This window comes from Micrococcus sp. EYE_212 (assembly GCF_023147585.1).
In the GTDB taxonomy this organism is placed as follows: Bacteria; Actinomycetota; Actinomycetes; order Actinomycetales; family Micrococcaceae; genus Micrococcus.
Genome location: NZ_JAHXOZ010000005.1, coordinates 113,358 through 132,926 on the forward strand (window position 1 = coordinate 113,358; position 19,569 = coordinate 132,926).

17 protein-coding genes and 1 tRNA gene are annotated in these 19,569 nt (G+C 74.5%); 8 read left to right on the forward strand and 10 right to left on the reverse strand.

Going from position 1 to position 19,569, the window contains the following annotated elements; translation table 11 throughout:
• The first annotated feature begins 152 nt into the window (after nt 1–152).
• A complete protein-coding gene (locus KZX60_RS05130; RefSeq protein WP_248116095.1) occupies nt 153–764 on the forward strand; it encodes a hypothetical protein in 612 nt (203 codons plus the stop codon).
• Between the two features lie 13 nt (nt 765–777).
• On the opposite strand, the gene KZX60_RS05135 is transcribed toward KZX60_RS05130, so the two are convergent.
• The 3 genes from KZX60_RS05135 to KZX60_RS05145 all read right to left on the reverse strand — a co-directional run bounded on the left by KZX60_RS05135 (nt 778) and on the right by KZX60_RS05145 (nt 4,870).
• Nucleotides 778–1,986 carry an amidohydrolase gene (locus KZX60_RS05135; protein WP_248116097.1) on the reverse strand — a complete coding sequence of 403 codons (1,209 nt, stop codon included), beginning with the start codon at nt 1,984–1,986 and terminating at the stop codon, nt 778–780.
• A gap of 75 nt (nt 1,987–2,061) precedes the next feature.
• Nucleotides 2,062–3,327, reverse strand: a complete 1,266-nt coding sequence (locus tag KZX60_RS05140) for a cystathionine gamma-synthase (protein ID WP_248116100.1) — start codon at nt 3,325–3,327, stop codon at nt 2,062–2,064.
• 55 nt (nt 3,328–3,382) lie between these two features.
• Complete coding sequence (locus KZX60_RS05145) at nt 3,383–4,870, reverse strand: cystathionine beta-synthase (protein WP_248116170.1); 1,488 nt, start codon at nt 4,868–4,870, stop codon at nt 3,383–3,385.
• A gap of 160 nt (nt 4,871–5,030) precedes the next feature.
• On the opposite strand from KZX60_RS05145, the gene KZX60_RS05150 reads away from it, so the two are divergent.
• Together KZX60_RS05150 and KZX60_RS05155 are read left to right on the forward strand one after the other, a co-directional pair.
• Nucleotides 5,031–6,074, forward strand: a complete 1,044-nt coding sequence (locus KZX60_RS05150; RefSeq protein WP_248116102.1) for a 3-methyladenine DNA glycosylase — start codon at nt 5,031–5,033, stop codon at nt 6,072–6,074.
• A gap of 169 nt (nt 6,075–6,243) precedes the next feature.
• The gene (locus tag KZX60_RS05155; RefSeq protein ID WP_248116104.1) at nt 6,244–6,708 is read left to right on the forward strand and encodes a hypothetical protein; all 465 of its coding nucleotides are present in this window, start codon (nt 6,244–6,246) and stop codon (nt 6,706–6,708) included.
• Nucleotides 6,709–6,717: 9 nt separating this feature from the next.
• Here KZX60_RS05155 and KZX60_RS05160 read toward each other — a convergent pair whose 3' ends face one another.
• Nucleotides 6,718–8,475, reverse strand: coding sequence for an AMP-binding protein (locus tag KZX60_RS05160; RefSeq protein WP_248116106.1), 1,758 nt, complete (start codon nt 8,473–8,475; stop codon nt 6,718–6,720).
• Nucleotides 8,476–8,608: 133 nt separating this feature from the next.
• A tRNA-Tyr gene (locus KZX60_RS05165) sits at nt 8,609–8,690 on the reverse strand.
• Between the two features lie 220 nt (nt 8,691–8,910).
• Here KZX60_RS05165 and KZX60_RS05170 point away from each other — a divergent pair.
• Complete coding sequence (locus KZX60_RS05170) at nt 8,911–9,399, forward strand: YajQ family cyclic di-GMP-binding protein (RefSeq protein WP_248116108.1); 489 nt, start codon at nt 8,911–8,913, stop codon at nt 9,397–9,399.
• A gap of 71 nt (nt 9,400–9,470) precedes the next feature.
• Nucleotides 9,471–9,983, forward strand: coding sequence for a hypothetical protein (locus KZX60_RS05175; protein WP_248116110.1), 513 nt, complete (start codon nt 9,471–9,473; stop codon nt 9,981–9,983).
• Between the two features lie 30 nt (nt 9,984–10,013).
• Here KZX60_RS05175 and KZX60_RS05180 read toward each other — a convergent pair whose 3' ends face one another.
• Nucleotides 10,014–11,309: an MFS transporter gene (locus tag KZX60_RS05180; protein ID WP_248116112.1), complete on the reverse strand. Its 1,296-nt coding sequence runs from the start codon at nt 11,307–11,309 to the stop codon at nt 10,014–10,016.
• A gap of 86 nt (nt 11,310–11,395) precedes the next feature.
• The gene (locus KZX60_RS05185; protein WP_248116114.1) at nt 11,396–12,796 is read right to left on the reverse strand and encodes an FAD-dependent oxidoreductase; all 1,401 of its coding nucleotides are present in this window, start codon (nt 12,794–12,796) and stop codon (nt 11,396–11,398) included.
• A gap of 176 nt (nt 12,797–12,972) precedes the next feature.
• Between KZX60_RS05185 and rarD the strand changes: the two genes are divergently transcribed.
• The 3 genes from rarD to KZX60_RS05200 are packed head-to-tail and all read left to right on the forward strand — an operon-like array spanning nt 12,973 to nt 14,990.
• Nucleotides 12,973–13,953, forward strand: coding sequence for an EamA family transporter RarD (gene rarD / locus KZX60_RS05190; RefSeq protein WP_248116117.1), 981 nt, complete (start codon nt 12,973–12,975; stop codon nt 13,951–13,953).
• Nucleotides 13,954–13,962: 9 nt separating this feature from the next.
• Complete coding sequence (locus KZX60_RS05195; RefSeq protein ID WP_248116119.1) at nt 13,963–14,469, forward strand: hypothetical protein; 507 nt, start codon at nt 13,963–13,965, stop codon at nt 14,467–14,469.
• On the forward strand, nt 14,466–14,990 hold the full coding sequence (locus KZX60_RS05200; protein ID WP_248116121.1) for an HIT domain-containing protein: 525 nt from the start codon (nt 14,466–14,468) through the stop codon (nt 14,988–14,990). The genes KZX60_RS05195 and KZX60_RS05200 overlap by 4 nt, the downstream gene beginning before the upstream one ends.
• Before the next feature lie 83 nt (nt 14,991–15,073).
• On the opposite strand, the gene KZX60_RS05205 is transcribed toward KZX60_RS05200, so the two are convergent.
• From KZX60_RS05205 to menD, 3 genes are read right to left on the reverse strand one after another with little or no spacing between them, the layout of a single operon-like run.
• Nucleotides 15,074–16,141: a polyprenyl synthetase family protein gene (locus KZX60_RS05205; protein ID WP_248116123.1), complete on the reverse strand. Its 1,068-nt coding sequence runs from the start codon at nt 16,139–16,141 to the stop codon at nt 15,074–15,076.
• Entirely contained in the window at nt 16,138–17,541 is a 1,404-nt protein-coding gene (locus KZX60_RS05210) for a geranylgeranyl reductase family protein (protein WP_248116125.1), read from the reverse strand. Before KZX60_RS05210 ends, KZX60_RS05205 begins: the two co-directional genes overlap by 4 nt.
• Nucleotides 17,538–19,484 carry a 2-succinyl-5-enolpyruvyl-6-hydroxy-3-cyclohexene-1-carboxylic-acid synthase gene (gene menD, locus KZX60_RS05215; RefSeq protein ID WP_248116127.1) on the reverse strand — a complete coding sequence of 649 codons (1,947 nt, stop codon included), beginning with the start codon at nt 19,482–19,484 and terminating at the stop codon, nt 17,538–17,540. Before menD ends, KZX60_RS05210 begins: the two co-directional genes overlap by 4 nt.
• Nucleotides 19,485–19,569: the final 85 nt, after the last annotated feature.

Consider the following 19,569-nt stretch of genomic DNA (forward strand, 5'->3'; position numbering starts at 1 on the left):
GCAACACCGGCGTGGCACACGCGTCCACGCTCATTCACTCAGGGGGGTAAGTCCGGATACCGGTCCCCACCACTGTACGCCCCCGCGTCCGCTCGGGCGAGACCCGACGGTGTGCCGTGCAGCACCGTCCGCGGCGACGCTAGGCTCGGAGCGTGGCAGACAACAGCAGTGACCACCGTCTCGCACGTGCCGCCGGCCGTGCCACCCGGGCCTTCCAGGAGCGGCAGCGCGCGGACGACGCGCGACTGCGCGAGGAGCGCGCCCGCCTGCGGCGCGAGGACGAGGAACGGCTCGCGGACCGTCGCGCGGCCCGGGTCCGCGCGCTGGACGAGCGCGACGCCGCCGAGGCCGGTCTCGAGCACCCGCTCCTGCGCCTGGCGCGGATCTGGTGGATCGCCGTCGCCGTCCTCCTCTCGGCCCTGTCCGCCGCACTGCTCTGGAGGGGCGCGCAGGCGGAGCGAGAGGGCGGTCCGGTGACCGACCCGCTGACGGGGATCGAGTCCGTGGGACCGCTCGGCGGCGCCACGGGCCAGTACATGCTGGGCGGGCTCGCCGGGATCCTCGCGCTGGCTGCCCTGTGGGGCTGGATCGGGCTGCTGCGCCGCCGCCGCGGGGCGATCTCCTCCCTCACGTTCCTCACCCTGGTGGTGGCCGTCCCCTCGTTCCTGCGCGGCAACGCGCTCCTGATCGCGCTCGCGGTGCTGCTGATCATCGGCACCGCGCTCGTGTGGCTGCCGCCCGTGCGCTCGCGCGTGCGGCGCTGAGCGCCGTCCGCGCTCAGTCCTCCACGGGCCGCGTGGGCGCGACGACGGGGCGTGCCGCCGCGGTGTCGTACTCCATGACCGGGCGCCCGCCGATCCAGACCCGCAGGGCGCGCTGCATGACGTCCAGCGGGTCCCCGCTCCACAGCACGAGGTCGGCGTCCTTGCCCGGGGCGAGCGAGCCGATGCGGTCCGCGAGGCCCAGCACCTTCGCGGGGTTCAGCGTGATGGCCCGCAGCGCGGTCTCCGGGTCCAGGCCCTCCTTGACGGACAGCGCCGCCTGGTAGACGAGGAAGTCGATCGGGATGACGGGGTGATCCGTGATGATGCTGATCTCCACGCCCGCGCGCGCCAGGCGCCCCGGGTTGCGCATCGAGCGGCCGCGCAGCTCCGGCTTGGACTTCGTGGTGAACAGCGGGCCGATGAGCACCGGCACGCCCCGCTTCGCGAGCAGGTCGGCGATCGGGTGGGCCTCGGTGCCGTGGTCCAGCACGAGCTCGTAGCCGAACTCGTCGGCGATGCGCAGGGCGGTGGCGATGTCGTCCGTGCGGTGGCAGTGCTGGCGCCACGGGATCTTCCGCTCCAGCACGAGGGCGAGGGCCTCCATGTGCGGGTCCGCGGTGAACGGCTTCCCCTCGGCCTCCGCCTCCGCGCGGCGGGCCATGTAGCCCTGCGCCTTCAGGAACGCCTCGCGGATGACGAGCGCCGTGCCGAGACGCGTGGACGGCGTGCGGCCCTTCTCCTTGTACACGTTCTTGGGGTTCTCCCCCAGCGCCGACTTCACGCCCGAGGGGCTGCGCAGCACCATCTCGTCCACGGTGCGGCCGTGGGTGTGCAGGGCCACGGCCTGCCCGCCGATCGGGTTGCCGGAGCCCGGGTTCACGTTCACCGTGGTGACGCCGCCCGCGAGCGCGTCCCGGAAGCCCGGCTCGTTGGGGTCCACCGCGTCGATCGCGCGCACGCCCGCCATCACGGGATCGGTCATCTCGTTGACGTCCGCGGTCGCGCCCACCTCGCCCTCCGCGTGCATGCCCAGGTGCACGTGGGCGTCCACGAAGCCGGGCAGCAGCCACCTCCCCTCGCAGTCCACGACGTCGGCGCCCGCAGGCACCTCGACCTCGGCTCCCAGCGCGGTGATCCTCCCGTCCTCCACGAGGAGGACGCCGTCGAAGGGCTCGGACTCGACGGGGACGACATGGGCGTTCGTGAAGGCGATGATGCTCATGTGACCCACACTACGACGCCGGCCGGACCCGCAAGGGGTCCGGCCGGCGTCGTGGACGGCGCGGGACGCGTGCGCTCAGGCCTGGAGGCCGGCGAGGGCCTGCTCGAGGTCCGCGATGAGGTCCGCGGCGTCCTCGATGCCCACGGAGAGGCGGACGAGGTCGTCCGGGACGGCGAGCTCGGTGCCGGCCACGGAGGCGTGGGTCATCTCGGCCGGGTAGTTCATCAGCGACTCGATGCCGCCGAGGGACTCGGCCAGCTGGAAGAGGCGCGTGGACTCGGCCACCTTCTTGGCGGCCGCCGCGCCCCCATGGAAGCGCACGGAGACCATGCCGCCGAAGCCCCGCATCTGGCGCTGGGCGAGCTCGTGGCCCGGGTGGTCCGGCAGGCCCGGGTAGAGCACGTGGGACACGGCCGGCTGCTCGAGGAGCCACTCGGCCACGGCCTGTGCGTTGGCCTGGTGGCGGTCCATGCGCACGCCGAGGGTCTTGAGCCCGCGGGTGGTCAGGTAGGCGTCGAACGGGCCGTTCACGGCGCCGGCCGCGAACTGCTGGAACTTCACGGCCTCGGCGATCTCCGGGTCCTTGATGACCACGGCTCCGCCCACGACGTCCGAGTGCCCGCCGATGTACTTGGTGGTGGAGTGCACCACCACGTCCGCGCCGAGCGCGAGCGGGGTCTGGAGGTAGGGCGTGGCGAACGTGTTGTCGACGACGAGCAGCGCGCCCCCGGCATGGGCCGCCTCGGCGATCGCGGCGACGTCGGAGACCTTCATCATCGGGTTCGAGGGGGTCTCGAGCCACACGATCACGGGGCCCTCGGCCTTCGCCTGCTCGACGGCTGCGCCCACGGCGGCGACGTCGGCCATGTCCACCACGGCGTGGCGCACGCCCCACTTGGCCAGCACCGTGGAGATGAGGCGGTAGGAGCCGCCGTAGACGTCGTTGCCCAGCACGACGGTCACGCCCGGCTCGGCGGCGCCCATGGTGAGCGCGGTCTCGGCGGCGAGCCCGGAGGCGAAGGTCAGGGCGGTGGCGTTCGGGGTGCCGTCCTCCCCCACGCCGGCCTCGAGCGCGGCCAGCTGGGTCTGCAGGGCATCGCGCGTCGGGTTGGTGCCCCGCCCGTAGTCGTAGCCGCGGCGCAGCTCGCCGATGGCGGTCGGCGCGTAGGTGGTGGACAGGTGCACGGGCGGCACGACGGCGCCGAACACCTCGTCCAACTCCTGTCCGGCGTGCACGGCGCGGGTGCCGAAGCCGGCGCCGCGCGGACGGGTGTCCGGCGTGGAGTCGTGCTCCGGGGCGGTCTCGCCGGTGAAGCTCTGCGTGGGGTCCTCGGTGGTCATGGGTGCGTCCTCTCGCGTCGGGGCGGCGTCGGGTCGATCGGCCGGGTCGGTGGGATCAGGCGGTGGCGTAGGCGAGCACGTCGTGCAGGGTCAGCACGCCCACCACGGTCCCGCCGCGGGCGACGAGCAGGGTGGGGTCCTCCAGCAGGCGGCGCGCCGCCTCGCGCAGGCCGGTGGCCGCGCCGATGAGCGGCAGGGCGGCGCCCATGGCGTCCGCGACCTCGGAGTCCGGGCTGACCCGGCCGTCCGCGAGGCGCGCCGCGAGATCGTGGGCGGACACGGTGCCACGCACCTCCCCGATCCGCAGGTCGTGGCGGGGCTCGGCGACGACGGGCAGCGCGTCCACGCCGTAGCGCGTCATGGTGTCCACCGCGTCCGAGACCGACGTGGTCGGCGCCGCGGTCACGATCGTGGGCACCGAGCCGGGGAACAGGTCCTCCTTGTCCTCCAGCAGCGCGCCCACGGTGGCGTCCCAGCGCCCGCCGCGGGGCGCCGTCGTCGTGGCCTGCGCGGCGTGCGGGACGGCGGAGCGGGTCCGGCCGCGGGCCCACCCGGGCAGCACGGTGTCCTGGCCGTCGCGGGCGAAGCCGCGCTCGTCCATCCACGCGTCGTTGAAGATCTTGGCGAGGTAGCCGCGGCCGGAGTCCGGCAGCACGATCACCATGACGTCGTCCGGGCCGAGCTCGCGCGCGGCCCGCAGGCCGGCGGCCACGGCGAGGCCGGAGGAGCCGCCCACGAGCAGGCCCTCCTCGGCGGCGAGCCGCCGGGTCATGGCGAAGGCCTCCTCGTCCGAGACGGCGATGACCTCGTCCGGCACCGAGCGGTCGTAGTTGTCCACCCAGATGTCCTCGCCGACGCCCTCGACGAAGTACGGGCGCCCCGTGCCGCCGGAGTAGACGGAGCCCTCCGGGTCCGCGCCGATCACGCGGACGGGGCCCGACGCGCGGTCCGCGGAGACCTCCTTGAGGAAGCGGCCCGTGCCGGTGATGGTGCCGCCCGTGCCCGCGCCCATCACGACGTGGGTGACGCGGCCGGCGGTGTCCTCCCAGATCTCCGGCCCCGTGGTCTCGTAGTGCGAGGCCGGCGCGGCCGGGTTGAAGAACTGGTTCGGCTGGAACGCGCCCGGGATCTCCCGCTCGAGGCGGTCGGCCACGCCGTAGTACGACTCCGGCGAGTCCGGGGCGACCGAGGAGGGCACGACGACGAGTTCCGCGCCGTACGCGGAGAGCACGTCCCGCTTCTCCTGGCCGACCTTGTCCGGCGTGACGAACACGGTGCGGTAGCCCTTCTGCTGGGCCACGAGGGCGAGGCCCACGCCGGTGTTGCCGGAGGTGGGCTCCACCACGGTGCCGCCGGGGAGGATCCGGCCGTCCTTCTCCGCCTCCTCGATCATCCTGAGGGCGATGCGGTCCTTCACGGAGCCGCCCGGGTTCAGGTACTCCACCTTCACGAGCACCGTGGCGGCGACGCCCTCGGTCACCGCGTTGAGCTTCACGAGCGGGGTGCGCCCGATCAGCTCCAGGACGGTCTCGGCATAGCGCATGCCGCCTCGCTCGGGCGCGGGCACGGGGGTGGCGGAGGACGCGGCGGCGCCCGGGACGGGGGAGGTCTGCTCAGTCACGTGCTCCACGCTACGCCAGGGGCCGGACGCCGTCAGGGGCGTCGAGGACACGCGGGGCAACGTGCGGTGTACGGTGCACGGCATGACCGCCCCGGACGCCGTGCGCCACCTCCGGGTGTCCACGCCCGTCGACGTGGCCCTCACCCTGCGGCCCCTGCAGCGCGGGGCCGCCGACCCGACCGTCCGTGCCACCCCCCAGGGCGTGTGGCTCACGCGCCGCGAGCCGGCCGGGCCCGATGCCGTCCACGCGGGTGCCGGGCCGGCCACCCTCCTGGTCTCTCCCGCGGTGCGCGCCCCGGACGGCGCCGGGGGCTGGAGCATCACCGCCCGCGCGTGGGGCCCGGGGGCCCGCGCCGCGGTCGGGAACGCCGAGGCCCTGCTGGGGCTGGCGGACGCGGGCTGGCCGCAGTTCGACGCCGTGGCCGATCCGTCGGCGGACCCGCCGGGGGTGGGCCCGCCGCTTCCGGCGCACGTGTGGCGCGTCCGCCGCCTCCGGCCCGGGCTGCGGCTGCCCGCCGCGGGCGCGCTCGCCACCCAGCTGATGACCGTGGTGCTGGAGCAGAAGGTCACGCACGACCAGGCACGCCACGGCTGGCGCACCCTCGTGCGGCTGGCCGCCGCCCACGACGCCGAGCCCGCCCCGGGCCCCGCTCCCGCGGGCATGCTGCTGCCGCCCACCGCGGAGGCCGTGCTGCGGATCCCCTCGTGGGACTGGCACGCGCGGGCGTGGGTGCAGCCCTCGCAGTCGAGGACGGTGCTGGAGGTCGCCCGGCGCGCCGAGACGATCGACCGGCTCGGGCGCGACGTCTCCCCCGGCGACACCGCAGGCCTGGCACGACTGGCCCGACGCCTGGAGTCGATTCCTGGCATCGGCCCGTGGAGCACCGCCGAGGCGCTGCAGCGCAGCCACGGCGCGGCCGACCTGGTCTCGGTGGGGGACTTCCACCTCGCCCAGTTCGTGGGCCAGGTCCTCACGGGACGGCGCACGGACGACGCCGGCATGCTGCGCCTGCTCGCCCCGTGGGCCGGGCATCGGCACCGGGTGGTGCGGCTCATCTCGCTCAGCGGCGAGCGCAAGCAGGCCTTCGGGCCCAAGCTCGCCCCGGCGGACCACCGGCGGTACTGACCCCCGCTGCGTCGGCTCCTGCACAGGCGGCTGCGGCCCCGCGCGTCGTCCCCTGAACAGCCACGGCGCGACCGCCGCTCCGAACGGGCCTCCTAGCGTCGGCCTGGAGCGCGCCGACCGGTGCGCTCGAGGCGGGGCCGAGGCCGGCCCCCGATGGAGGGAGCCGACCATGACCACCGCTTTCGAGGACAGCCGCCGCACGCACGGGCGAGCCCGGCACGAGCCCCACGGCCCCGGCCGGCCCGGCCCGCTGCGCCCAGGCGTGCGCGCCTCGGTGCTGATCGTCTCGGCGGAGCCGGACGCGGAGGCCGCGCTGCGGGACTCGATGTCCTGGATCACCGCGTTCGAGGACGACTGCGGTCTCGTGCTCGACCACGACGAGACGAGCCTCTACGCCGTGGCGCCGGCGTCCGACCTGCGCCGCCCCGACGCGGAGGACGCCGCGGAGGGGGACGCCGCCCGGGACCCGTCGGACTTCATCGACGCCGTGCTGCTGCACGGCCGGTGGCGGCTGCGCGGCGAGGGCGGGCACTCCGGCTCCGCCTGGAGGGACCTCTACCGGCAGGCCGTCACCGAGGCCGCCCCGGATGCGCTGTGCACCGTGTGGGACGTCCGACCCCTCCCCGCCGCCTGAGCCGGGGCCTCAGGCCCCCGCCGCGCCGATCACCGCGGCGCCCTCCTCGCGCAGCTCCACCTTGCGGACCTTGCCGGAGACGGTCATGGGGAACGCGTCCATGATGCGCACGTAGGCGGGGATCTTGAAGTGGGCGATCCTCCCGGTGGCGAACTCGCGGACCGCTTCGACGGTGAGCGGCTCGGCACCCTCGCGCATGATCAGGCAGGCCATGAGCTGCTCGCCGTACCGCTCGTCCGGCACGCCGACCACCTGCACGTCCTGGACGTCCGGGTGGGCGTAGAGGAACTCCTCCACCTCGCGCGGAGAGATGTTCTCGCCGCCGCGGATCACGAGGTCCTTGATGCGTCCCTCGATGCGGACGAACCCGTCCGCGTCCATCGAGGCGAGGTCGCCCGAGTGCATCCAGCCGTCCTCGTCGAGGACCTCCGCGGTCTTCTGCTCGGCGTTCCAGTAGCCGAGCATCACCGAGTAGCCGCGGGTGCACAGCTCTCCGGTGGCGCCGCGGGCCAGGGTCTGCCCGGTGACGGGGTCGACGACCTTGGTCTCCACGTGCGGCATCGAGCGGCCGACGGTCTGGGTGCGCGCCTCGAGGGTGTCGTCGCGGCGGGTCATGGTGGAGACGGGGGCGGTCTCGGTCATGCCGTAGCAGATGGCGACCTCGGACATGTGCAGCTCGTCGATCACGCGTCGCATGACCTCCACGGGGCACGGGGACCCGGCCATGACGCCGGTGCGCAGGGTGCTCAGGTCCAGGGAGGCCGCCTCGGGGCGGGCCAGCATCGCGATGAACATGGCGGGCACGCCGTAGAGGCTCGTGGCGCGCGTGGCGGCCGCCGCTGTGAGGGAGTCGAGCGGATGGAACGCCCGGCCCGGGATGACGCTCACGGTGCCGTGGGAGACGGCCGCGATCACGCCGATGACCATGCCGAAGCAGTGGAAGAAGGGCACCGGGATCACGAGGGTGTCCGCCTCGGAGTAGCCCAGCAGCTCGCCGATGTGGAACCCGTTGTTGAGGATGTTGCGGTGGGTCAGCGTGACGCCCTTGGGGAAGCCGGTGGTGCCCGAGGTGTACTGCAGGTTCACGGGGTCCTCGGCTCCGGTGGCGGCCTCGCGCTCGGCGAGCTGCTCGTCCGAGACCTCCGCGGCCCGTGCCAGAAACGTCTCCCACGTGGCCTCCTCGGCCGCGGCGTCGGCGGCGCGGCCGGCCACCTCCCCCGGGCGGGCGTGCGCGAAGAGCTCATCACCCGGGGCGCCGGCGGGCAGCATGATGAGCTGCTCCAGCGCGGGGGCTCCCTCACGGGCCACCTGCCGCGCGATCGCCGGCGGGTCCATGCGGGCGTCCGGGCAGGCCACCACGAGGCCACGCATCGCGCACTGCTCCACCACGTAGGTGAGCTCGTGGCTGCGGTACGCCGGGTTGAGGTTGACCAGGATGACCCCGGCGCGCGCGGCGCCGTAGAGCAGGGACGTCCACTCCGCCACGTTGGGGCTCCACATGCCGATGCGGTCGCCGTGGCCGTAGCCGGCGGCGATCAGCGCCTTGGCCACGGCGCGGGAGTGCTCCGCCAGCTCCGCGAAGGTCCAGGAGCGGCCGGTGTGCGGGTCGCCGCCGGGTCCGCACTCGACGACGGCGGGTGCGTCCGGCAGGCGAGCGGCGGTCTCGTCCAGGTTCTGGGCGAGGGTCTGCTCCAGGAGCGGCACGTCGTCCGGACCCCGCGTGGACGCCGTCTCCTCCGGGCGGGCGGGATCGGCGGGCTGCGTCATGCTGGGACTCCTCTGCATGTGATGCGGATCACATGCAGGCTACGTCCTCCCCAGCCCTCTCCGCCACCCGGCGCCGGACATGACAGAAGACCCCGGGACCGACGACTCGGTCCCGGGGTCTTCTCATGTCCCGTGGCAGATGAGGGATTCGAACCCCCGAAGGCAGTGCCAGCTGATTTACAGTCAGCCCCCTTTGGCCGCTCGGGTAATCTGCCGGGCGACTGGACGGACGCGCTCGCCTCATTCGAGGCACCGCACCGTTCAGGCGAGAGACGACTGTACCGCATGGGCTCAGGAGACGCCCAATCGGGCCGGGGCGCGGCGTCGTCGGACCCCGGTAGGCTGGCCCGCAGGCGCCCCGGGGCGCGCCGGGCGCCTCGCGCGACCTGCCCCGAGGCACGCACAGCCGTACGCGAGCAGCAGGAGGAGACAGCCATGGCCGGTGATTCCACGTTCGATGTGGTCAGCAAGGTGGACAGCCAGGAGGTGTCCAACGCCCTGAACCAGGCGCAGAAGGAGATCGTCCAGCGCTACGACTTCAAGGGCGTCGGCGCGGAGATCGACTTCTCCGGCGAGAAGATTCTCATGAAGGCGAACTCCGAGGAGCGCGTGAAGGCCGTCAAGGACGTCTTCGAGTCCAAGCTCGTCAAGCGCGGCATCTCCCTGAAGTCCCTCGACGCCGGGGACCCGTTCGCCTCCGGCAAGGAGTACCGGATCGAGGCCTCCATCAAGGAGGGCATCGACCAGGCCACCGCGAAGAAGATCACCAAGCTGATCCGGGACGAGGGCCCCAAGGCGGTCAAGGCCCAGATCCAGGGCGACGAGCTGCGCGTGTCCTCCAAGTCGCGCGACGACCTGCAGGCCGTCATCGCGATGCTCAAGGACTTCGCGGACGCCGACCTGCAGTTCGTCAACTTCCGCTGACCGTCCGCCCCGCCGATCCCCCATCGGGCCCCCGGCCTGACCGCCCCGCTCCGCCCCGACGAGGAGACCCCATGCTCTACCTGATCGACCCCCGCGGCGCCGTGTGGTCCGCCGACGTCACCCTGGGCCGCGCCCGGGCCCGCGCCCGCGTGGACGGCCGGCCCGTCGACGACCTGCCCTTCACGAAGGCCGCCATGGTCCTGGACCAGGAGGACTTCGTGGACCTGGCGCTGCGCCACGGCGTGGCCGCCCCTCGCGGCATCCTCCTGGACCACGGATTCGTGGAGCGCGCTCTGGCCCCGTCGAAGCTGACGTTCCAGCAGCGCAACCAGGACGCGATCGCCGAGCAGCTCGAGCCGGTGCAGCGCCGCACGGAGGAGGACTCCGTGAAGAAGAGCCGCCACGAGGCGGTCTACGAGGGCGCCCGCCGGAAGCTCGCCAAGCGGACCGAGAAGGCCGAGGAGGAGGCGCGGGAGACCCTCCAGGCGGAGCCGAAGGACGAGCTCGTCGGCCACTGGACCCGCTTGGGCGGCCGGATCCCGGCCACGATCGCCGCCGACCGCCGCTCCGACGCCGACCGCTGAGCCCCTCCCCCACCGGAACCCCGCGCCCGCTCAGGGCGTGGGGTTCCGTGCGTCGTAGGCCAGGAAGCCCGGCTGCCGCCGCATCAGCACGCTCACGCCCACCACGCACAGCACGCCGCCGGCCACGAGGGTGAGCCCCTCCCCGAGGAGGGTCGAGGCGCCGCCCGTGATCATCTCGCCGACGCGGGGGCCCCCGGCCACGACCACCACGAACACGCCCTGCAGCCGCCCGCGCAGCCGGTCCGGCGTCGCGGCCTGCAGGATGGTGCTGCGGAAGACGCCCGAGACCGAGTCCGCCGCGCCGGCCACCGCCATGCACGCCACGCACAGCGCCATCGCGAGACCGAGGCGCGGGTCGCCCTCGGGCATCGAGCGCGCCCACCACACGACGCCGCCGAATGCGGCCACGGCGGCTCCCCACGCGCAGATCGAGAGGTAGACGCCCCAGCCCTGCGCCGTGACACGCGTGAAGGAGCCGGAGAACAGGCCGGCGAGGAACGCGCCGGCGGCCATCGCGGCCAGCAGGATGCCGACGGCGGACTCGCCGCCGCCCAGGACCACGCCGCCGATCGCGGGCAGCAGGGCGCGTGGGAATGCGGTGGCCATGGCCACGATGTCCGCGAGGAACGTCATGCGCAGGGTGGGCCGGGAGGCGAGGAAACGGAGCCCCTCGACCACCGAGCCCAGCCCCACGCGCCCCGTCGGCGCGGCCTCGCCCTCCTCGCGCGCGGGCGGCAGCGGGGGAAGGCGCCACAGGGCGTAGAGCGCGGCGAGGAACGTGACCACGTCGATCGAGTACGTCCACGCGTACCCGGCGGTGGCCACGAGGACTCCGCCGAGCACCGGGCCCACCATCATGGCCACGGAGAAGGTCATCATGGTCAGGGCGTTGGCGGCGGGCAGCAGCTTCAGCCCCACGAGCGCGGGGACGATGGCGCCGCGCGTGGGCTGGTTGATGCCGGAGGCCCCGGAGTGCACGGCCACGAGGGCGTAGAGCAGGGGCACGGACTCGGTCCCCGCCCACGCGTGCGCCGCGATGCCCACGGTCGTCGCCCACATGACGGCGGAGGAGCACAGCGCCACGGTGCGGCGGTCGTGGCGGTCTGCCACGGCGCCCCCGTACAGGCCCGCGACGACGAGCGGCACGAGCGCCGCCAGTCCCAGCAGGCCCACCGCGAAGGACGAGCCGGTCAGCGCGAAGACCTCGAGGGACACCGCCATGAGCGTGAGCTGGGTGCCCACGGAGGAGAGCAGGTTGCCCACCCACAGCCGCCGGTAGGCGGGCGAGACCTTCAGCGGCGTGAGGTCGGCGAGGAGGCGGGGCACCGGGCCAGAGTAGCCGCCCCCGCACACCACGACGGCGGGCACCCGCGGTGGGTGCCCGCCGTCGTGGTCGGGTCAGGTCGGGAGGATCACTCCCCGCGGCTGATGCGCGTCATCTCGTCGCGGTCCACGACCTTGACGCGCTCGCGGGCCACCGGACCGGCCTCGGTGGCCGCCGCGCCGAGGGACTTCTCGTGCGCGTCGAGGGCGTGCCAGCCCTCCCACGTGGTCACGGGGACGCCGCGCTCGGCGAGCAGCGCGAGCACCGCGTCCTCGGACGGGTCCTCGGCGGTCCAGAGGGCGTCCACGTCCTCGATCAGGTGCTGGATGGTCTCGAGCGAGTCGCCCTTCGTATGGCCGATCAGGCCCACGGGGCCGCGCTTGATCCAGCCTGAGGCGTAGAGCCCCGGCACGGCATTCCCGTCCGCGTCGAGCACGCGGCCCTCGGCGTTCGGGATGACGCCGCGGGCGTCGTCGAACTCCACGCCGTCCACGGGCGAGCCGAAGTAGCCCACCGCGCGGTAGACGGCCTGCACGGGGTAGTCCGCGGTCTCCTCGGTCGGGCGGACCCCGCCCTCCCCGTCCAGCTCCATGCGGCGCATGCGCAGACCGTCGAGGCGGCCGTCGCCGTCGGCGTCGAGGAACGCCTCCGGGGCCTGGAGGAAGTGCAGGTGGAGGCGGCGGGAGGCCTGCTCCGTGCGGTCCTCCTGCTCCATGAGCCAGTTGGTGAGCGTGCCCACCATGGTGCGCACCTGGTTGTTCTCCGCGATCGCCTTCTCCGAGCCGGCGTCGAAGTCGAAGTCCTCCTCGTAGAGCACGATGTCCACGTCGCGGGAGTGGGCCAGCTCGCGCAGCTCCAGCGGGGTGAACTTCACCTGCGCCGGGCCGCGGCGGCCGAAGACGTGCACGTCCGTGACCGGCGAGGACGTGAGCGCGCGGTACACGTTCTCGGGGATCTCCGTGACCAGGAGGTCGTCGGCGTGCTTGGAGAGGATGCGGGCCACGTCCAGGGCCACGTTGCCGTTGCCGATCACCGCGACCTCGGTCGCGTCCATCGGCCACTCTCGCGGCACGTCCGGGTGGCCGTCGTACCAGCTCGCGAAGTCGGCGCCGCCGAACGAGCCCTCGAGCTCCACGCCGGGCACGTCCAGGCTCGCGTCGCGCACCGCGCCGGTGGAGAACACCACGGCGTCGTAGTGGCGGCGCAGGTCCTCGAGGGTGAGGTCCGTCCCGTAGTCCACGTTGCCGAGGAAGCGGATGTCGCCGCGGTCCATGACCTTGTGCAGGGCGGTGATGATGCCCTTGATGCGCGGGTGGTCCGGGGCCACGCCGTAGCGGATGAGGCCGAAGGGGGCCGGGTAGCGGTCGAAGAGGTCGATGCTGACCTGGAAGTCCCGCTCCTCCTTGGTCAGGATGTCCGCCGTGTAGACGCCGGCAGGGCCGGCTCCCACGATGGCGATGCGCAGCGGGCGGTCAGGGCGTTCGGTCACGTCGGGGTGGTCCTTCCGGAAGACGACGGCGGCGCCCGCGTCAGGCCCGCGGGCGGGCCGGCGCGCGGCGCGCGGGGATCGACCTCCCAGTCTACCGGCGGGGCGGCGGCCGCCCGGGTGAGCCCCCTCACGACCCCGCTCCCGCCGCGACGGGGGGGCGGCCCTACAGTGGTCCGGTGACCGCCTCCTCGCCCTCCGCCCCGGACACGGGCGCCCTGCCCACGGTGGACCCGGCCGCCGCCAACGACTCCCGCGGCCTCGCCCTGGGGTTCACGGCCTACCTCCTGTGGGGCGGGATGCCGCTCTACATGGCCGCCACCGCCCCGGCCGGCGCCGTGGAGATCGTGGTGGTCCGCATCGGCTTCGCCCTCGTGTTCTGCCTCCTGCTGCTGACCGCCATGCGGCGGCTGCCCGAGCTGCGCACCGCCCTGTCCTCCCCGGCCCGCTGGGGCACCACGGCGCTCGCCGCCGGCGTGATCGGCGTGAACTGGCTCGTCTACGCGGCCAGCGTGATGAGCGGGAACGTGCTGCAGGCCTCGCTCGGGTACTTCATGAACCCGCTCGTCAACGTGCTCCTCGGCGTGCTGTTCCTGGGCGAGCGCCTGCGCCGGCTCCAATGGGTCGCCGTGGGGATCGCCGTGCTCGCCGTCGCCGTGATGACGGCGGCCCTCGGCGCCGTCCCCTGGCTCGCCCTGGTGCTGGCGTTCTCGTTCGGCCTGTACGGCTTCGTGAAGAAGCGCTTCCCCGTGCCGGTGCACGCGGTGACCACCATGACGGCGGAGACCGTGGTACTCCTGCCCGTGTTCGCGGTGGGCTCGGTCCTGCTGCTCCAGGCCGGGCTGCTGACCACGGTGACCCAGGGCCCGGGGCACTTCTGGCTCATGGCCGGCCTGGGCGTCCTGACGGCCGTCCCCCTCATCCTCTTCTCCTCGGCGGCGAAGTCGCTCTCCCTCACCACGCTCGGGATGCTGCAGTACATCGCGCCCATCCTGCAGTTCCTGGCCGCCGTGACGGTGCTCGGCGAGCACATGCCGCTCCCCCGGTGGATCGGGTTCGGGCTGATCTGGCTCTCCCTGATCGTGTTCACGGTGGACCAGCTGCACCGCTCGCGCCTGCAGCGTCGGGCTGCCCGGGCCGCCGTCGGGAACCGCCCCTAGACTGGCCCCATGCCCGCCAAGCCCCCCGCACCCGTGTACCTGCCCGCGTTCCAGCAGCTCGTCCCGGACCTGCTCGGGGAGCCCTGGGCCGCCGACGACGGCCTCTCCCCGCGGGAGATCGAGGAGCGCCTGCCCTCCGCCCCCGCCGCGGAGCAGCTGGGCGACGCCTTCGTCCTGCCCGCCGCGCTGCGCGAGTTCTACCTCGCCCTGGGCAACTGCGGCGACCTGCTCGAGACGGCCCACTACTTCTGGGATCCGGACGACCTCGAGGCCCGCGACGGCTACCTCATGTTCCTCGAGGACGAGGACGAGACCGTGGTGTGGGGCCTGCCCGTGGCCAACCTGACCCTGCCGGACCCCCTCGTGTGGCGCCGGTCTGCGGGGGCCGAGGCCGAGGAGGGCGCCTGGGAGGACGAGGGCGGCACCTTCAGCGAGTTCGTGCTCGACCTGCTGGCGTGGACCTTCGAGGACCCGGGGGACGAGGACGACGGCGCGGAGCGGGGCGTGGCCCGATGAGCGGGCCCGAGGACACCACGCGAGGCGGCGCCCCCGCCCTGCGCTCGCACGCCCCCGAGGGGTACGCCTGCCCGTTCTGCGGGCTCGTGGCCGGGAACGTGGCGGACCCGGGCAACCGCTGCGAGCTCGGGGACACCGTCTACCAGGACGAGGACCTCCTCGTGCTGATCGCGTGCGACGGCTTCGGCGAGCACGAGGGGCACGCCATGGTGTGCCCCGCCGCGCACCACGAGAACCTCTACGAGCTGCCCTCCCGCGTGCTTCAGCGGATCGCCCTCATGGAGAAGCAGGTGGCGCTGGCCATGAAGGCGGCCTGGAGCCCGGACGGGATCTCCACGCGCCAGCACAACGAGCCCGCCGGCAACCAGCACGTGTGGCACTACCACCTGCACGTCTTCCCCCGCTACGAGGGCGACCTGCTCTACCGGCAGCTGCGCCACGCCGTCGCCCCCGAGGTCCGGGAGCGCAAGGCCCGGGAGCTGGCCGCCGCACTCGACCCCGCGCCGACGTTCCTCGACTGAGGCTCGTCGGGCCGCCGCCGGAGCAGCCCGTCATCCCCGGGCGGCTCGCCGACCGGGACCTGCCGGCCCGGCCCGGCCCGGCGTCAGCTCGCGCGGTCCACCACGTAGTCGGCGAACCCCGCGAGGGACTCCTTCACCACGGAGTCCGGCAGGGGAGCCAGCGCGGCCTTGGCCTGGTCCGCCCAGTCGTGCGTCGTCTCCCACGCCCGCGTGAACGCGGGGTGTGCCACCAGCGCGGCGACGGCGGCGCCCAGCTGAGCGTCGTCGTCGAGGGGGCCGTCCACGAGCTCCTTCACACGGCGGGCCTCGGCGGCCTCGGCCGCGTCCTCGGACGCCGCGGCGCGGTCCAGCAGCAGCGTGCTCAGGGTGGCCACGCGCTCACGCAGGTCCGTGCCGGGGGTCTTGCCGAGAGCCTCGGCGGTGCTGGTGAGGTCCAGCAGGTCGTCGGCGAGCTGGAAGGCCAGGCCCACCTTCTCCCCGTACTCCCCCATCACCGCGACGGCGGACTCGTCCGCCCCGCCGAGCAGCGCGCCGAGCACGCCCGATGCCGCGATGAGCGAGCCGGTCTTGCCGCCGAGCACCCGGTAGTAGTGCTCGATGGGGTCCTGGCCGGCGGACGGGCCGCGGGTCTCCCACAGCTGCCCCTGCACGAGACGCTCGAAGGTCTCCGCCTGGATTCGCACCGCGCGCGGTCCGAGCTCGCTCATGAGCTGGGAGGCGCGCGCGAAGATCAGGTCGCCCGCCAGGATGGCCGCCGCGTTGCCCCACAGCCGGTGCGCGGCGGGCGCGCCGCGGCGCACGGCCGCCTCGTCCATCACGTCGTCGTGGTACAGGGTGGCCAGGTGCGTCAGCTCCATCACGACGGCGGCCTGGCGCGCCTGCGCGCCCACGGGCGCCACCTGCCCGGAGGCCAGCTCCGGATCGCCCAGCAGCGCGGCGAGCACCGTGAGCACGGGACGCACGCGCTTGCCGCCGGCGGCCAGCAGGTGGGCCGTGGCGGTCCGCGAGAACTCGTCGTCGAAGGCGAGCGCCTCCTCCAGCTGCGCCTCCACCTGCTCGAGGGCCGACAGCACGGTCTCCAGCACGCGGCCGTGCTCGGCCAGGTGCTCGAATCCGGGGGGCAGGGCGATGCCGACGTGGTCAGTGCTCACCCGGCCAGCCTACCCAACCGCGGGTCGTCCGCCGTGGTGAGCGACGGGGTGGCCGCCTCGAGGAGGCGGACGGCACGGTCGACGACGTCGCCTCCCTCCGCGTCCACCGTGTTGCCCATGACCTTGACCACGGCACGCAGCAGCGGAGGGACGGCCATGCCCGTGCCGAGCGCGGCGCGCATCACGCGCGGGTCGCCGATCAGGCGGGCGAAGCGGGCGCCGAGGGCGAAGTGGCGGCCCCACAGGTGCTGCGTGAGCACGGGGTAGCGGGCCAGCACGCTGTCCGCACCGACGGCGCTGCCCGCCGCGAGCGCCTCCACCGCCAGGTCCGCGGCGTGGCGGGCGGCCTCCATCGCGAAGCCGATGCCCTCTCCGTTGAACGGGGAGACCATGCCGGCGGCGTCGCCCACGAGCAGCAGCCCGGGCACGTGCTGGGGCGTGCGGTTGAAGGCCATCGGCAGGGCCGCACCGAGGATCTTCGAGGACCGGGTCTCCTCCGAGATCCCCCAGTCCTCGGTCAGCGCGCCGGACCACGAGGTCAGCAGGCCGCGGTAGTCCAGCGTCCCGAACAGGGGCGAGGTGTCGAGGATGCCCAGCCCCACGTTCACCGTGCCGTCGGCGAGCGGGAAGAGCCAGCCGTAGCCGGGCAGCGGATTCCCCTGCTCGTCCGGCAGGCGCAGCCAGGACTCCATCCACTCCCCCCGGTCCCCCGGCAGGGCGGGGGCGGCGCCTCCCACGGCCGCGCCGGCCGTGTAGTACGCGCGGACGGCCACGCCCATGGGGCGGTCCTCGCGCCGGTGCAGGCCCGCGGAGACGGCCGCACGGGCCGAGACGCCGTCGCACGAGAGCACGATCGGGGCGTGCCAGGTGACGCTCTCCCCGATCTTGCGGCCGTTCTCCCCGATCAGCTCGGCGCTCAGCCCGTCGACGCGTCCGGCGTCGTCCCGGGTGACGCCTGTGACGGCGTGGCGCTCGAGAACGGTGGCACCGCGCTCTCGGGCGAGGTCCACGAGGATGGCGTCGAAGTCCCGGCGGGTGCGCGTCAGGGCGTAGTCCGGCCACGTCTGCGTGCTCGGCCACGGCACGTCCACCCCGCGCCGGCCCGCACGCAGGCGCAGGCCCCGGATGCGCTGCCAGCCGCCGTCGTCGCCGGCCTCCCCGCGGTGGGGCACGCCGAGCAGCTGCAGCTCGCGGACGGCCTGCGGAGTGAGGCCGTCGCCGCACACCTTCTCGCGAGGGTGCGCGGACTTCTCCAGCACCACCACGTCCAGGCCCGCGGCGGCCAGGTGCGCGGCGGCGGTGGCCCCGGCGGGGCCGCCGCCGGAGATGAGCACGTCCGCGCGGCGGGGCCGATCGGCGGCGCCCGTGGCGGACGACGGGCGCGGGGTCTCTGCGGTCATCGGGCGGCCTCCTCGGGGCTGGCGGGCTCGGACGCGGGGTCCGGGAAGGTGGAGCGCACGGCAGCGGCGATCGCGGCGGCCACGCGCGGGCGCTCGGCGCGGTCGCAGCGGACCTCCACGAGCCGTCGGCCGCGCACCGGGACCGCGAGGAGGTGCACGAGCCCCACCCGGTCCGCGGCGCAGACGTACGGCACGCCGTACGCGGCGGCCAGGCCCTCCAGGTCCACGGCGTGCGGGGTGCCGAAGAAGCGCTCCACGGCGCCGGCCATCCCCGGGGCCCGTGCCACGGTGCCGTGCTCGAGGCCGGCGAAGATCGCGCCGCCCGTGTCGTTGACCACCACGAGGTCCACGTCAGGGTCGGCCTCTGTGGTCCCCACCAGCAGCCCGCCGGCGTCGTGCAGCGCCGTGAGGTCGCCCAGGAGGGCGACGGTGCGGCGGCCCGTGCCCAGGGCGATCCCCATGGCGGTGGACACCGTCCCGTCGATCCCGGCGAGGCCGCGGTTGGCGTACACGTGCACGTGGGCCAGCGTCGGGGGCCGCCACGCGAGGTCCACGTCCCGGATCAGGGACGAGGATCCCAGCACGAGCGGACCCCGTGTCACGGACGCGCACACCTGGGCGACGCTCTGCGGGCTGAGCCCGTGCGCGGTGTCCTCGTCCAGCACGACGTCCTCCACCGCGGCCTGGGCGCGCATCGAGGCCGTCTGCCATGCGGCGAGCCATCCCGGCTCGCCCTGACCCGCGAAGGACGCGAGCTCCGCGAGGGAGCCCACGACCCGCTCGGCGCGGCGGCCCACCTCGAACCACGGGGCGGGCTCGGTCAGGAGGATCGCGGTCTCCACGTCCGGGCGTGCGAGCAGCGCCGTGACGGAGCGGGTGAGCGTGGGGCGGCCGAAGAGCACGACGCGCTCGATGCGCCCGGCCAGCGGGTGGCTGTCCGCGCCGCGCCCGCCGTGGGAGCCGATCAGCGCTGGATAGGCGGCCACCGCGTTGACGGAGAACCGGGCGTTCGAGCTGGGCTCGGCCAGCAGCGGCAGGCCCAGGGAGACGGCGAACGCGGCCGCCACCGGACCGGCGCCGTGGCAGGCGAGCACCACGGTGCGCCGCTCCCGCAGCCGGGAGGCGTCGAGGTCGGGCAGGCCGGACAGGTCCGCGCCGGCCGGTCGCCACGGGGCCCGGGCCGCGGCGTCGCGGCGCACGTCGCCGACGGCGGGCAGCGCGCGGGAGTCGGCCGAGAGGTCCGGCAGCCCGTGGTCGGCGTCCGGGCACGGGGGCGTCTGCGCGGGGACGCGGGCGCCCATGTCCGCGGCCTCCCGGGGGTCCGGCACCAGCGGGGCGCGGAAGCGCAGGTTCAGGTGCACCGGTCCCGCGGGGGCGTCACGGACGTGGACGGCGGCCTCCCGCGTGGCCGGGCACCCGGCGGCGGGGTCGCACACGAAGCCGTCCGCCGCCAGCAGGGCCTGGCGCACGGTGGCCCCGGCGTCGTTCAGGTGCTGATGCGCCGAACGGCCCGCCGCGGGATCCGCCTCGATGGTGGCCGAGAAGCGGGTGTGGTGCCCGAAGACGCCGTCCTGCTCGGTGGTCTGGTTGGCGCCCGAGCCGTGCAGCTCCGCGGGCCGGTCCGCCGTGAGGGCCACGAGGCGGGTGCCGGCGTGGAAGGACTCCATGAGGGCGGGCAGGAGGTTCCCGACCGCCGTGCCCGACGTCGTGAGCACCCCCACGGGGCGGCCCGAGGCCAGGGAGAGCCCGTGGGCGAGGAAGCCCGCCGCGCGCTCGTCCACCCGCACGTGCAGCCGGATCCGGCCCTGCCGTTCGAGGTCGGCCAGCGCGTACACGAGGGGCGCGGAGCGGGAGCCGGGGCAGATCACCGCGTCCCTCATCCCGGCGTCGGTCAGGGCGGCGGCGACGGCGCGCGCCACGGAGAGGGAGTCGGCGGAAGTCATGGTGGCCCCCAGTCTAGGCGGGCAGAGCCGGACGGCCCCGGCCCGTGCCGTCCCCGCACAGCGGGGGCGGCGCGATCCCCGGACG

Bases quoted from the DNA above. Each gene is read 5' to 3' on its own strand.
- KZX60_RS05135 (WP_248116097.1), bottom strand. From the start codon at position 1,986: ATGAGCATCATCGCCTTCACGAACGCCCATGTCGTCCCCGTCGAGTCC.
- KZX60_RS05140 (WP_248116100.1), bottom strand. From the start codon at position 3,327: ATGACCACCGAGGACCCCACGCAGAGCTTCACCGGCGAGACCGCCCCG.
- KZX60_RS05145 (WP_248116170.1), bottom strand. From the start codon at position 4,870: ATGCGCTATGCCGAGACCGTCCTGGAGCTGATCGGGCGCACCCCGCTC.
- KZX60_RS05150 (WP_248116102.1), top strand. From the start codon at position 5,031: ATGACCGCCCCGGACGCCGTGCGCCACCTCCGGGTGTCCACGCCCGTC.
- KZX60_RS05155 (WP_248116104.1), top strand. From the start codon at position 6,244: ATGACCACCGCTTTCGAGGACAGCCGCCGCACGCACGGGCGAGCCCGG.
- KZX60_RS05160 (WP_248116106.1), bottom strand. From the start codon at position 8,475: ATGACGCAGCCCGCCGATCCCGCCCGCCCGGAGGAGACGGCGTCCACG.
- KZX60_RS05170 (WP_248116108.1), top strand. From the start codon at position 8,911: ATGGCCGGTGATTCCACGTTCGATGTGGTCAGCAAGGTGGACAGCCAG.
- KZX60_RS05175 (WP_248116110.1), top strand. From the start codon at position 9,471: ATGCTCTACCTGATCGACCCCCGCGGCGCCGTGTGGTCCGCCGACGTC.
- KZX60_RS05195 (WP_248116119.1), top strand. From the start codon at position 13,963: ATGCCCGCCAAGCCCCCCGCACCCGTGTACCTGCCCGCGTTCCAGCAG.
- KZX60_RS05200 (WP_248116121.1), top strand. From the start codon at position 14,466: ATGAGCGGGCCCGAGGACACCACGCGAGGCGGCGCCCCCGCCCTGCGC.
- KZX60_RS05210 (WP_248116125.1), bottom strand. From the start codon at position 17,541: ATGACCGCAGAGACCCCGCGCCCGTCGTCCGCCACGGGCGCCGCCGAT.
- menD (WP_248116127.1), bottom strand. From the start codon at position 19,484: ATGACTTCCGCCGACTCCCTCTCCGTGGCGCGCGCCGTCGCCGCCGCC.